Here is an 11,851-nt window from a genome sequence, read left to right as displayed (position 1 = left end):
CTTCCTGTAGCCAGTTCGTATGAGTCATCACCTCATCGAGCCAGGCACACCCCGGGCGAAAGGAGTCGAAGACCATGGCATCTCCAGCTGTCATTTCTGTAGGTCCTGAAAACAACCTAACCCGGTATCTTCAGGAGATTCGCAAATTCCCCCTTCTGACCCCACAGGAAGAGCTTGATCTCTCCCGTGCCTGGCGGAAGAACGAGGACACCAACGCCGCACATCGACTGGTCACATCTCACCTGCGCCTCGTCGCCAAGATCGCCATGGGCTATCGCGGCTACGGATTACCGGTGAATGAACTGATCAGCGAAGGCAATATCGGCATGATGCAGGCCGTCCGTCGCTTCGATCCAGAGCGCGGCTTCCGCCTCGCAACTTACGCGATGTGGTGGATCCGTGCCGCTATGCAGGAATACATCCTGCATAGCTGGTCACTGGTAAAAATGGGTACGACCGCCTCGCAGAAGAAGCTGTTCTTCAATCTGCGTCGCCTGAAGGGGCAGATGCAGGCCATTGATGACGGCGATCTCAAGCCTGAGCAGGTCAATTCCATCGCAACAACGCTCGGCGTGCCTGAGCAGGATGTTGTGTCCATGAACCAGCGCCTGTCCGCACCGGACCATAGCCTGAACGCTCCTTTGCGCATTGACGGCGAAGGAGAATGGCAGGACTGGCTGGTAGACGACACGGAAAACCAGGAACAGACTTACGCGGCTTCTGAGGAGTTCAGTGGACGGAAAGCTCTGTTGGATCAGGCGATGATGACCCTGAACGAGCGTGAACGTCACATTCTGGCAGAACGTCGTTTGAAGGAAGAGCCATCAACGCTCGAAGACCTGTCTCACCATTACAATGTTTCCCGTGAGCGGATCCGGCAGATCGAGGCCCGTGCGATGGAGAAACTCCAGAAAGCCATGGCTTCCGAAGTGGAACATCGCCGTCGCGAAAACGGCCTTCAGAACTAACTGACCATTTCTTTTTCTCAGTAAAAAAGGCTGCCAGCATTACGCATGGCAGCCTTTTTTATAAGCTGTTTGTGCTCTGATGCAAAAAATCCAGAAGTGCGCTCGTAAAGTCATTTTATAAAATTATTTTATTGAATTATTTATTACATCCAAGAAACGCATTTTCCATATGGTTACAAACAAATATATAAGGAAATAATATCGCTGATAAAATTGTATGCAGACATCATATTGGCCATTTTGATTTATGTTTGAACGCCACAAGACACTTATACTGAATTTTATTTTGGTCGGGTTTATTTTCGTCAGCAGGCTTCAGACATTCGGCAATCCCCTCCTCCATGTTGATGAAGAATTTTATCTTTTTGGCGGTGGACGCCTCTTACACGGAGATCTGCCCTATCTTCAGGTCTGGGACAGAAAGCCGTTCGGGATCTTCCTGCTTTATGCCGTCTTCCACCTTTTCGGATCTTACAGGGTTCTCGCTTATCAAGCAGGCGCTATGGCAGCGGTATGGGGAACCGCATGGCTTCTGTTCCGTATGGGGAAAACTATCGCTCCTGCGACAGGAGCATTCGTTTCAGCACTTCTGTATGTCGCGCTCCTCAATCTTTCACAGGGCGAAGGCGGTCAGACGCCCGTTTTTTATAACCTTCTTGTAACCGCAGCAGTCGCGCTCGTTCTGCGTGGTATTACACAGCCAGATAGAAAAAACCCGGACAGACACCCCCTTCTCGGAATGCTTCTGTTCGGCCTCGCCATGCAATTGAAATATACTGTGGTCTTTGAAGGTATTTTCGTTGGGATCTATAGCGTTGTCTGGAGTTGGCTAAAACGCCGATCCTTGTCGAAAACGCTTCAAAAATCCGTATTATTTGCAGCTGCAGGTCTTCTGCCAACATTTGCTGTCTTTTGTTTCTACGCGGCTATCGGGCATAGTTCCGAATGGGTTTTTGCCAATCTGGAATCCATCTTCCTACGTGGCCACGGACCCAGTGAAGAAACTTACCGTCTGCAGTTACGCATGCTGAGAGCCATTTTGCCTCTCATGATCGGACTCATCGCAACAGGCTTCCTTGCATATAAAAAAGCTTCCGAGCCTCAATATCTTTACCTCACGCTCTGGGCCTGGGTTGCATGCTTGGGAGTCCTGGTTTTCGGGGGTTGGTACCCTCATTACGCCCTTCCCCTCTACGCTCCTCTGGCATTGGCCTCCGCTCCTTTATGGCGATGGAAAGAGGGACGAGCATGGGTGATTGCCCTCCTCTGCGTTGTTTCACTAACAGGGCAGTACAGCCTTCGAAAACATCGCCTTGAGAATGGAAATCGACAGACGTTTCAGGCGATGTTAGGTGTCATGAACCAAAAGCCCGGCTGTGTCTTTGTCTATCAGGGACCACCAGCACTCTACGACACTCCTTACTGGTGCCCACTGACAAACCACCCTTTCCCGGGACATTTCCACGAAAAAATCGAGGCCCATGCAACAGGCGTAGATGTCCTGCAGGAAACCCACAGAGTTCTTGCAGAAAGACCAGAATATATTGTTACGGAAGATCCATCACCCCTTCTGGAAAATCCCCTCGTTCGAAAGGAAATTTTCCTGGAAATCACTGTAAGCTACAAATTAGTTTACAGATTCCAAGGGCTAAACCATTCGATTTACATTTACCGTCACACCTGACGGCAGCCGATCTTACTGCGAAAGCGGAACGGCCAGCGCCAGTCCTCCGGCGACTGTGCCTGCGCCTTTTCGATGTTGGTCTGCATGATTTTCTGCTGCCGCGTCGTCAACTCGACCGACCTTATCCGAAAAGAAATCAGGTTTGAGATACGCGTCCGACTGGACCGCATCCCGAGGACCTTCAATATTTTCGTCCGGCAACGGGGCTGCGCCAAAACTTGAAGACATCTGCTCCGCCACCATACTGGCCCGATGCTTCTCCAGACCTCGCATAAGCGCAGCACCTTGTCTGGGGTCAGCGGAAACCGTCTGAGACAACGAGGCGTCAAAAGGGTGCGCAAAAGCTGAAAGCGGCTGTTTCGGCGATACCCCCGATGGCACAGAATCTGCTGCCAGCGCGTTACACGTTCCCGTTGCCATGATCAGCACGGGGAAAGACCTCATCAGGACAGGGAGAAGGCGCATCAAGCGGATTCCAGCAAAGCGAAAGGCTGGACATCAGTGTGCGGAGTCAGACACCAAAATTACAATTGAAAAAGTTAGAAAGTTTCATGACGTCACGAAACGTGATCGATGCACATGGCAAGTTTGGATCCTTTATGTAAAGCTTGCTTGACATTTTAATTTAAAAAGTAAAGCATACTTTACATAAAGGGGGATAAAAAATGCTGTACGGTCGACGATATCTTATTGAACTTGGCAGTGCTGTGACCCTGTATGTGGTGTTGCTGTTTGGAGCCAATTACCTGGAACGCGCACTCCATCCTGCGTTCCCCGCAAGAATGGTTCTGGCGCTCACACCCATGCTGGGAGCTCTAGCCGCGGCATGGGCCATCATGCGTGCAATCTGGCGAATGGATGAACTGCAACGGCGCATTCAGCTGGATGCGATCACAATGTCTTTTCTGGGAACTGCCCTGCTGACTTTTGCTTGGGGCTTCGCTGAAAGTGCTGGCCTGCCTCATCTCAGAGCTTTTGCGGTCTGGCCGATTATGGGCGCGCTCTGGGGGATCAGTGGCATTATTGCTCAAAGGCGCTATCGGTGAACAATTGCCTCAAAGAACTTCGGGCGGAACGCAGCTGGAGTCAGGCAGATCTGGCCGCAGCACTGGATGTTTCAAGGCAAACGGTCAATGCTATCGAAAAAGGGCGCTATGATCCGAGCCTCCCTTTAGCTTTTACGATCTCGCAGCTTTTCGAGCGCAGAATTGAGGAAATTTTCTTTCCGTAAGGCCAAGGCAAAAAAAGCGGGGAGGTTGCCCTCCCCGCCTTCTGATAATCAGTCCAGACCGAGTTGCTGGCCTGTCGTGCGGAGCACCTCGATGCCTGGAAGGATCTTGCCTTCAAGCCATTCAAGGAATGCACCGCCAGCCGTCGAGACATAGCTCATCTGGCCAGCCACACCGGCATGACGCAGAGCAGAGACCGTGTCACCACCACCGGCGACAGTCCGCAGCTTGCCGTCCTGCGTCAGGCGAGCGGCTTCCTGGGCGACTTCAACCGTTGCACGATCAAAGGGCTCAATCTCGAAAGCACCAAGCGGGCCATTCCAGACCAGTGTCTTCAGGGTTGCCAGACGCTCGTTGATCAGTTCCACCGTACGCGGACCAGCATCGAGGATCATGGCATCGGCCGGAACTTCACCAATCAGGCACACTTCGCTCTCGGCACCAGCCTTGAACTCACGCGCTACAACGGCATCAACCGGAAGAATGATCTCACAGCCCTTTTCCTGCGCGAGATGCGCGATCCTACGGGCTGTTTCGTGCATGTCTGCTTCCTGCAGGGACTTGCCCACAGCAATGCCTTCCGCCGCCAGGAACGTGTTGGCCATCGCACCGGTGATGAACAGCGTGTCCACCTTCTGGATGACGTTGCCAATCAGATCCAGCTTCGTGGAAATCTTGGAGCCACCGATGATGGCACCAACCGGACGTTCCGGGTTTTCCAGCGCTGCGGACAGAGCAGACAGTTCAGCCTGCATCAGACGCCCGGCGAAGGACGGCAGATCATGCGCCACCCCCTCCGTGGAGGCGTGGGCGCGATGAGCCGCCGAGAACGCATCATTGACGAAAATATCGCCATTTTCTGCAAGCGCCTTGGCGAAAGCCGGATCATTGGCTTCCTCACCCGCATGAAAGCGCGTGTTTTCCAGAACCAGCACGTCGCCATCCTTGAGGGTAGCAACAGCCACCTCAACGGTTGGGCCAACACATTCCGGAATGAAAGCCACCGGCTTGCCCAGCACTTCGCCGAGCTTCTCGGCGATGGGGTGCAGAGACATGCTCGGAACGACCTTGCCCTTCGGGCGATCGAAATGGCTCAGGACCACAACGCGCGCGCCCTTGTCGGCGAGTTCGCTGATGGTCGGGGCAACGCGCTCGATGCGCGTGGCGTCAGTGATGACGCCGTCATGCATCGGCACGTTCAGATCAGCCCGGACGAGCACGCGTTTGCCGCGTGCCTCCAGGTTATCGAGCGTGCGGAACACCATGGCTCAGAGGCTCCCGAAAGCGGCGGCCGTATCCGCCATACGGTTGGAGAAACCCCACTCGTTGTCATACCAGGCGCAGATGCGAACAAGCTGGCCGCCATCGACCAGAGCCGTCTGCGTGGCATCGAACGTGGAGGATGCCGGGGAATGGTTGAAGTCCGTGCTCACCAGCGGGTCCGTGTTGTACTCAAGGATCCCCTTGAGCTTGCCTTCGGACGCAACGCGAATGGCTTCATTCACGGCCTCAGCGGAAGCCGGAACGGTCTTCGGTACGAAGTCGAGGGAGACGAGAGAGACGTTCGGCGTTGGAACACGAATGGCTGTACCGTCCAGCTTACCCTTCAGGTGCGGCAGAACCAGACCAACAGCCTTGGCAGCGCCCGTTGACGTCGGGATCATGTTCAGAGCCGCTGCGCGGGCACGACGCGGATCCTTGTGGAGCGTATCCACCGTACGCTGATCACCCGTGTAGGAGTGAATCGTGACCATGTAGCCACGCTCAATGCCGAATGCTTCGTCCAGAACGGACGCAACAGGTGCAAGGCAGTTCGTGGTGCAGGAGGCGTTGGAAATCACCTTCATGTCCGGCGTCAGAACGTCGTCGTTCACACCGAAGACGATGGTCGCGTCCACATCCGTTGCCGGAGCGGAGACGATCACACGCTTTGCTCCAGCTTCGAGCAGAGCAGCAGCCTTTTCACGCGTCGTGAACAGGCCCGTGCATTCCATGGCAACATCAATGCCTTCGAACGGTACCTTGGAGGGGTCGCGCTCGGCAGACACCGTGATCGGACCATAAGTGCGACCATTCGCTTCGATGATGAGCGTATTGCCTTCCGCGCGGACCTTACCCGGCAGGCGACCATGAACGCTGTCATGACCCAGCAGGTGAGCGTTTGCTTCTACCGAACCCAGATCGTTGATGGCTACGACTTCAACGTCCGTACGGCCGCTCTCGATGATGCCGCGCAGAACGAGACGTCCGATACGTCCGAAACCGTTGATTGCGATTTTTACCGCCATGCCTGCCTACTCCGCTATTCTGACGAAAGGGCATCATCCATAGCATCGCTACAAAGAAGCAACAGGGGGTTGGCACAGTTTTTCATGAACTTGATGCGCTTAATCTTGCCCAAACCCTCCGTTCCTGCGACGGTCCCGCACAATATGGCTGCAATTCTCCGCAATTTTCGTTCCTTTCGAGGCATCATGGCTCCACGTGCCCTTCTTCTGGCGGGAAGCATCCTGCTGGTGACTCCCCTGCTGGCTGGCTGCAAGCTGATCGATCAGCGTACGTTCAACCCGCAAGCCAGCAGACCACCCAAGCCGTATGTTCCACCAGCGCCCCCTGCACCGAAGCCCAAACCTCCCTTCCTGCAGATCGAGGGCGGGACACCGGAAGCCGAATATGGGCCTACCGTGGACAAGGCCGTGAAGGCGGCACTCGCCCGCAAGGAGAATGTTCTGTTCATTGTGCAGCTTCTGGTTCCGCTACAGAGCGATCCGGCAGCGCAGGCCAGGGCCATGACAGAAGCGACTCAGGCAGATCTGGAACCCGTCGCCCATCGGATCAACAGGGCAGGGGCCCAACCAATCCAGATCGAAATGCACGCTGTGGCAGACGGCTCAGTCACGCATCCTGTGGTGCGCGTCGACGTTCGCTAACACGCCAGTGCAAGAGTTTTCCGGCCCGATACTCCACACAGCCTGATACACCTGCCTCGGCCTTTCGAGGCAGGCGTTATCCAAAGACAGATGGGGCTTTCCAGAAATCAGAAAAACCTTGGGAGCAGCCATCCCAGTAGCAACCCTAATCCCAGCAAGATCAGAGCATTTCTGAGCCTTGTTCCCAGAGCCGGACCAGGGGGCGTCACCGCCATGGATGCAGCGCTTTCCCGCAGGGCGACAATTTCTTCCTGCTGAGCGCGCGCTTCCTCCTGCTGTTGCCAGAGACGACCGCTCATCCTGCGAATATAATGCCCTGCATCAGCCGGCGTTGTGGCAGCATGGTCGACGAGACGCTCAGCCAACGTCCGGTTGGCGGTGTGTCCCACACCCAGAACCCGGTGCGCCTGGCAGGTGGCCAGTGCTTCCAGAACGAGTGGATGCTCAAACACCGCAAATTCTGACATATCTCCGCCACCACGGATCAGAACAATAATGTCTTCCCGACACGTCCCAATGGCGTCAGCAATCCGATGCGGGTCCGTCATGGCTACTGGTAAGGACCGAATACGTTCTGATCGCCAGCCACCTCCGAGACCCTGAAGAAAGTCTTCCGCCACAAGAGCATTGGAGGACGCAGAGTGAATCAGCAGAAGTCTTGCCTCCCGCCGCTCAGGATACGGATGGAACTCCCAGCTCAATCCCCGAAGAACATCCAGAAGCGACTTTTCAGCGCGATCAACCTTCTGTCGTCCGGGATCGTAAGGGTCGACCGCCAGCGCTTCAAACCGAAGAGCCACCTGCCCCCTGAGATGTCGCGCCCTCAAAAAGCCCGTCACCCTTACATAGTCACCCGCACGAACATCTGCCACAGCCAGAATGGATTTGGTCGCCTCAAGCGCAATAGAGGTTCCAAGTTGCGGGTCGATTAAGGGAAGCTGATAGTATTTCCGGTAAGCATTCGGCGCCACATCACCCAGTTGCCCGGCAACAACAAGCGGAAAGCCCCACTCTTCAAACTGGCCACAAATCTCGTCCAGACGGGCTGTGAACAGATCCTGAACCTGAAGAGGGGACAGGACCGGCAGGCTGGCCATATCGCCAGATGCAGAATCAGTTCGGGTGCGTCTCGGAAAAGCGTCCATCCGGCACCATATGGAGTAAGAACAGATGTTCTCACAGAGGGTGAAAGCGCCCTCACAACATTTTTTTTGCGTATTTTCAGAAGGTTGATCCGTCTTGAGCGTTTCTTCTCCCGAAGAGCTTCTCCTGAGACTTCAGAAATCCCGGTTCCGTGCCCGGTTCCACCTCGATGAACGGGCGCAGCAATATCTGGAAAGCCGTGGGCTTGATGCCGTCATGGAGCATGGCGCGACATTCATCCGGGATCGACTTGCTCCGGCTTTCCCTGTGCAGGACGGAAAACAAACGCCCATGCGCGGCCACCCCATTTTCATTGCCCAGCACGCTACGGGGTCGTGCTGTCGTGGCTGCCTTTCAAAATGGCACGGCATCCGCTCCGGCAAGCCTCTGACCGAAGACGAGCAGCAGGCTATTCTGGCCGTTCTTCGCGCCTGGATTTTGAAGGATACAGGCGCGGACGTTCCATTGTCGCCAGCTCAGGGGGCGTTGTTCTGAAGGCTTTTAGCCCGGGGCAGAAAGCGCTCTGCCAGCAGGATTACTATAATCGCAAAGGCACCCATCTCGATCTGTGAACGCGTCTCGGGCTGGATCATCATGGCAATAATCGCCATGGCAATCAGGGCCAAGGCAACATAGGCGCCAGCAGGTTTCCGGGGCATGATCTTCAGGCGCCCCAACACAAGAAGCGCGTTATTGAACAGCATGAAACCGCCCGTCAGGCTGACAAGAACAGCAAAGATCAGACCCGGCGACAGAACAGCCGTTGCTGCAACAAAAATGGATGACCCTACACTCGCCAGAAGGGCACGACGGGGAAGCTGCGTTTTAGGTTCGACGACCAGAAAAGTGGATGGTGCATCGCCTGTCTCTGCAAGCTCATACAGAATACGGGACGTCACATAGATCCCGGAGTTCAGGCTGGACAGCGCAGCAACAAGAATGACGACCCCCATAGCTAGACCGGCAAAGGGAACATGAAACCGGTTCAGCACCAGCAGAAACGGGGACTGTCCCGGCACAATATCGGTCCATGGAACAAGGCACAGAATCAATGAAATGGTAACGAGATAAAAAACACCGATCCGCAACGGAATGGTGCGGGTCGCGCGCGCGATATTCCGCTCCGTATTGTCGGATTCAACCGCAGCCACCGTCGCGATTTCGCTTCCGCCCATGGAGAACAATACGGTTGGAATAACCGCCAGAAGAGCAAGAAGGCCGTGCGGCAGAACACCGCCATGACTGAACAGGTTCTCCTTCACGGGGATGGAATGAACCCCAAGCGCCCAGAAACCAATCCCGCTGAATACGATGATGGCCAGAACCTTGATGGCTGAAAACCAGTACTCGAATTCGCCATAACCTTTGACAGACAGCAGATTGACAGCCGTCATGGCACCGAGAACCAGAAGTTCCAGAACAGCATAGGGAACGGGAATATAGGGTGTAAGCATGGACGTGACAGCAATCGCTTCTACACCAATGACCGTCACCCACGTCAGCCAGTATGTCCAACCCGCCACGAAGCCAAAACGATCTCCAAGAGCGTGACGGATCTGCCCAAGAAAAGACGCACGCCCGGGCGTGACAGATGCCAGATCCCGCATCATGCTGTTGACCAGCCAGACCAGAAGTCCCGCCAGAACATATGACACAATGACCGCCGGACCACCCATTGAGAGAGCGGCTGATGAGCCGATGAAGAAACCCGCACCGATCACACCACCCAGAGCAATCATGACAATATGCCGTGTTCTCAGGCTTTGGGCGAGCTGGTCCGGTTCAGTCATGAAAGATCCCTGTCAGTAATGTATCAGACCGGAAGATCCCTGTTATCCGCCAGGGTTTCCATGGTCATGTATGAGGTAATGGCATCCAGCTCGACCTTGCTGATGATCTGCTGATAGACACGATCAAAATCGTTCATGTCACAGGCCACAACCTTGAGAAGGTAATCATACTCACCGGCAATCCGGTAAAAATCAACGATGTTTGGGATCGAAACGACCACTTTGCGGAACGTTTCGAACCATTCGCGTGAATGGTGGCGCGTTCGCATCAGAACAAAGACCGTCAATGTCAGCCCCAGCGCCTGCGCATTGAGGCGCACGGTGTCGTGGCTGATAATTCCGCTCTCCCGCAGGGCGTTCAGGCGACGCCAGCAGGCATTCTGGGACAGGCCGACCTGTTCAGCCAGTTCACGCTGGGAGGGCGTTCCCTGCTTCTGGAGGATACGGAGGATGGCACGGTCCGTTTGATCGATGATTCTGCTCATATCGATGTAAATGACAACAAAAAACCCATTCGCGTCTACAATAAAGGTGCGGTTTTCCCCATTCCGGTGAGGTATTTTTCTTTTATCGGCTCAGGGAAGGATCAAGGACCATGGAAACGATCGGCAGTCTTGAAAACAGCGCAACAGCATTGGCGCAGTTCGAGCAAACCCTACGCGCAACAGGACGAGATGCCCTGCGCAAGGGCGTGCTTGGAGATGGCACGAAGTTCATGAGCCCCTTTGGCGTGCAGTCCATGCTGTATGCAGACTATGTGGCATCGGGCCGCGCACTGGTTCAGGTCGAAACCTTCGTGATGAACGAAGTCCTCCCTTACTACGCCAACAGCCACACTGAAGCTTCACTATGTGGCGCATACATGACCCGGATGCGCAATTCAGCCCGCGCCATGATCGCCCGTCTATGCCATGCGCCGGAAGATCGGTTCACGACCATCTTTATGGGGAACGGCGCCACCGCCGGTCTGAACCGTCTTGTGCATCTTCTGGAAATTCCCGCCCGCTGTGCGGCTGGCAATCGCCCGGTCATTTTCATCGGCCCCTACGAGCACCATTCCAATATTCTGCCCTGGCGGGAAAGCGGTGCCGAAATCATCGAGATCCCGGAAGCCGCAGAAGGTGGCCCGGATCTGGCCATTCTTGAAAAAGCCCTGACCTCCTGCGGCGAAGGGCGTCTAAAAGTCGGTTCGTTCTCGGCTGCATCCAACGTCACCGGCATCATGACGGACGTGGACGCTGTCACGGCCCTCCTGAAGACACATGGTGCGCTTTCGATCTGGGATTATGCCGGTGCCGCCCCCTATCTGCCCATCGACATGAAACCCGGAACAGCCGTGGAGAAGGATGCCGTTGTTGTCTCCTGCCACAAATTCATTGGTGGACCTGCAGCCTCTGGTATTCTGATCGTTCGCAATGATGCCGTTACGCGATGTGGTCCTGTCCTCCCGGGTGGTGGGACAGTCAAATTCGTTTCTCCATGGAACCATGATTACTCAAACAGTCTGGCCACTCTTGAAGAAAGCGGAACACCCGACGTCATTGGCGATATCCGCGCAGCGCTGGCATTCATCGTCAAGGATGTGATTGGCCAGAGCTTCATGGATGAACGCAATGCCGAACTGCGGGCACGGGCTATCGCGCGCTGGGGTAAAAATCCAAATATCAGGATTCTCGGTCACGCTACGGCAAAAGCCTTGCCGATTTTCTCATTCCAGATCCGCGATACCGTAACCGGCGGCCTCATCCACCAGCAGCTTTTCACGCGTATGCTGTCCGACCGTTATGGCATTCAGGTCCGCGGCGGCTGCGCCTGTGCTGGTCCCTACGCCCATCGTTTGCTGGATATTGACGAAGCTGCATCAGATGCAATCCGTCAGGCCATTCTCTCCGGGCAGGAAATCGAAAAACCGGGCTGGACGCGCCTGAACTTCAGCGTGCTGATGGATGACGCAAAGGTCGAGCGTATCCTGGATGCAGTAGATGAACTTGCGCTTGATCCCCATTCCGTTGCCGCAGCCTATGAATGCGATGTCTCGACAGCTCGCTTCCGGCCCAAAATCGCCGCCTGATCCAAACCGACTTCCCCACCCTCTTCATTTTTAACT

At 55.1% G+C, this 11,851-nt stretch carries 13 protein-coding genes; 7 read left to right on the top strand and 6 right to left on the bottom strand.

From position 1 onward, the window contains the following. The first annotated feature begins 74 nt into the window (after positions 1 to 74). Positions 75 to 968, top strand: a complete 894-nt coding sequence (rpoH, locus tag HKD32_RS06150; RefSeq protein ID WP_010504308.1) for an RNA polymerase sigma factor RpoH — start codon at positions 75 to 77, stop codon at positions 966 to 968. Between the two features lie 286 nt (positions 969 to 1,254). After that, positions 1,255 to 2,652 carry an ArnT family glycosyltransferase gene (locus HKD32_RS06145; protein WP_228118793.1) on the top strand — a complete coding sequence of 466 codons (1,398 nt, stop codon included), beginning with the start codon at positions 1,255 to 1,257 and terminating at the stop codon, positions 2,650 to 2,652. A gap of 12 nt (positions 2,653 to 2,664) precedes the next feature. Here the strand turns inward: HKD32_RS06145 and HKD32_RS06140 are convergent, their stop codons facing one another. Then, positions 2,665 to 3,117 (bottom strand): hypothetical protein, encoded by a 453-nt coding sequence (locus HKD32_RS06140; RefSeq protein WP_061932089.1) that lies wholly within the window; start codon positions 3,115 to 3,117, stop codon positions 2,665 to 2,667. 200 nt (positions 3,118 to 3,317) lie between these two features. Between HKD32_RS06140 and HKD32_RS06135 the strand changes: the two genes are divergently transcribed. Then, positions 3,318 to 3,698 (top strand): hypothetical protein, encoded by a 381-nt coding sequence (locus tag HKD32_RS06135; protein ID WP_194257708.1) that lies wholly within the window; start codon positions 3,318 to 3,320, stop codon positions 3,696 to 3,698. Beyond that, a complete protein-coding gene (locus tag HKD32_RS15425) occupies positions 3,695 to 3,883 on the top strand; it encodes a helix-turn-helix transcriptional regulator (protein ID WP_010504299.1) in 189 nt (62 codons plus the stop codon). The genes HKD32_RS06135 and HKD32_RS15425 overlap by 4 nt, the downstream gene beginning before the upstream one ends. A gap of 48 nt (positions 3,884 to 3,931) precedes the next feature. Here the strand turns inward: HKD32_RS15425 and HKD32_RS06125 are convergent, their stop codons facing one another. Continuing rightward, positions 3,932 to 5,146 (bottom strand): phosphoglycerate kinase, encoded by a 1,215-nt coding sequence (locus HKD32_RS06125; protein WP_061932085.1) that lies wholly within the window; start codon positions 5,144 to 5,146, stop codon positions 3,932 to 3,934. A gap of 3 nt (positions 5,147 to 5,149) precedes the next feature. Next, positions 5,150 to 6,169, bottom strand: a complete 1,020-nt coding sequence (gene gap, locus HKD32_RS06120; RefSeq protein ID WP_061932083.1) for a type I glyceraldehyde-3-phosphate dehydrogenase — start codon at positions 6,167 to 6,169, stop codon at positions 5,150 to 5,152. 105 nt (positions 6,170 to 6,274) lie between these two features. On the opposite strand from gap, the gene HKD32_RS06115 reads away from it, so the two are divergent. Then, the gene (locus tag HKD32_RS06115) at positions 6,275 to 6,811 is read left to right on the top strand and encodes a hypothetical protein (protein ID WP_228118792.1); all 537 of its coding nucleotides are present in this window, start codon (positions 6,275 to 6,277) and stop codon (positions 6,809 to 6,811) included. A gap of 107 nt (positions 6,812 to 6,918) precedes the next feature. Here HKD32_RS06115 and HKD32_RS06110 read toward each other — a convergent pair whose 3' ends face one another. Continuing rightward, positions 6,919 to 7,908 (bottom strand): exodeoxyribonuclease VII large subunit, encoded by a 990-nt coding sequence (locus tag HKD32_RS06110; protein ID WP_228118791.1) that lies wholly within the window; start codon positions 7,906 to 7,908, stop codon positions 6,919 to 6,921. A 142-nt stretch (positions 7,909 to 8,050) separates the two neighbouring features. Between HKD32_RS06110 and HKD32_RS06105 the strand changes: the two genes are divergently transcribed. Beyond that, positions 8,051 to 8,449, top strand: a complete 399-nt coding sequence (locus HKD32_RS06105; protein ID WP_194257707.1) for a DUF4186 domain-containing protein — start codon at positions 8,051 to 8,053, stop codon at positions 8,447 to 8,449. Here HKD32_RS06105 and HKD32_RS06100 read toward each other — a convergent pair. Further along, a complete protein-coding gene (locus HKD32_RS06100; RefSeq protein WP_010504287.1) occupies positions 8,431 to 9,744 on the bottom strand; it encodes an amino acid permease in 1,314 nt (437 codons plus the stop codon). The genes HKD32_RS06105 and HKD32_RS06100 overlap by 19 nt on opposite strands. Positions 9,745 to 9,767: 23 nt before the next feature. Continuing rightward, a complete protein-coding gene (locus HKD32_RS06095; protein ID WP_010504285.1) occupies positions 9,768 to 10,229 on the bottom strand; it encodes an Lrp/AsnC family transcriptional regulator in 462 nt (153 codons plus the stop codon). A 110-nt stretch (positions 10,230 to 10,339) separates the two neighbouring features. On the opposite strand from HKD32_RS06095, the gene HKD32_RS06090 reads away from it, so the two are divergent. After that, complete coding sequence (locus tag HKD32_RS06090) at positions 10,340 to 11,815, top strand: aminotransferase class V-fold PLP-dependent enzyme (RefSeq protein ID WP_194257706.1); 1,476 nt, start codon at positions 10,340 to 10,342, stop codon at positions 11,813 to 11,815. The last annotated feature ends 36 nt before the right edge of the window (positions 11,816 to 11,851 follow it).

Origin of the sequence: Gluconobacter japonicus (assembly GCF_015244665.1) — a bacterium.
GTDB classification, from domain to species: Bacteria; Pseudomonadota; Alphaproteobacteria; order Acetobacterales; family Acetobacteraceae; genus Gluconobacter; species Gluconobacter japonicus.
Note: the sequence above shows the minus strand (reverse complement) of the source record. Positions and strands in the feature narration are given on the sequence as shown.

What these genes read in the sequence shown, in the direction of transcription:
- rpoH (WP_010504308.1), top strand. Translation starts at nt 75, where the DNA reads ATGGCATCTCCAGCTGTCATTTCTGTAGGTCCTGAAAACAACCTAACC.
- HKD32_RS06140 (WP_061932089.1), bottom strand. Translation starts at nt 3,117, where the DNA reads ATGCGCCTTCTCCCTGTCCTGATGAGGTCTTTCCCCGTGCTGATCATG.
- HKD32_RS06135 (WP_194257708.1), top strand. Translation starts at nt 3,318, where the DNA reads ATGCTGTACGGTCGACGATATCTTATTGAACTTGGCAGTGCTGTGACC.
- HKD32_RS06125 (WP_061932085.1), bottom strand. Translation starts at nt 5,146, where the DNA reads ATGGTGTTCCGCACGCTCGATAACCTGGAGGCACGCGGCAAACGCGTG.
- gap (WP_061932083.1), bottom strand. Translation starts at nt 6,169, where the DNA reads ATGGCGGTAAAAATCGCAATCAACGGTTTCGGACGTATCGGACGTCTC.
- HKD32_RS06110 (WP_228118791.1), bottom strand. Translation starts at nt 7,908, where the DNA reads ATGGCCAGCCTGCCGGTCCTGTCCCCTCTTCAGGTTCAGGATCTGTTC.
- HKD32_RS06100 (WP_010504287.1), bottom strand. Translation starts at nt 9,744, where the DNA reads ATGACTGAACCGGACCAGCTCGCCCAAAGCCTGAGAACACGGCATATT.
- HKD32_RS06095 (WP_010504285.1), bottom strand. Translation starts at nt 10,229, where the DNA reads ATGAGCAGAATCATCGATCAAACGGACCGTGCCATCCTCCGTATCCTC.
- HKD32_RS06090 (WP_194257706.1), top strand. Translation starts at nt 10,340, where the DNA reads ATGGAAACGATCGGCAGTCTTGAAAACAGCGCAACAGCATTGGCGCAG.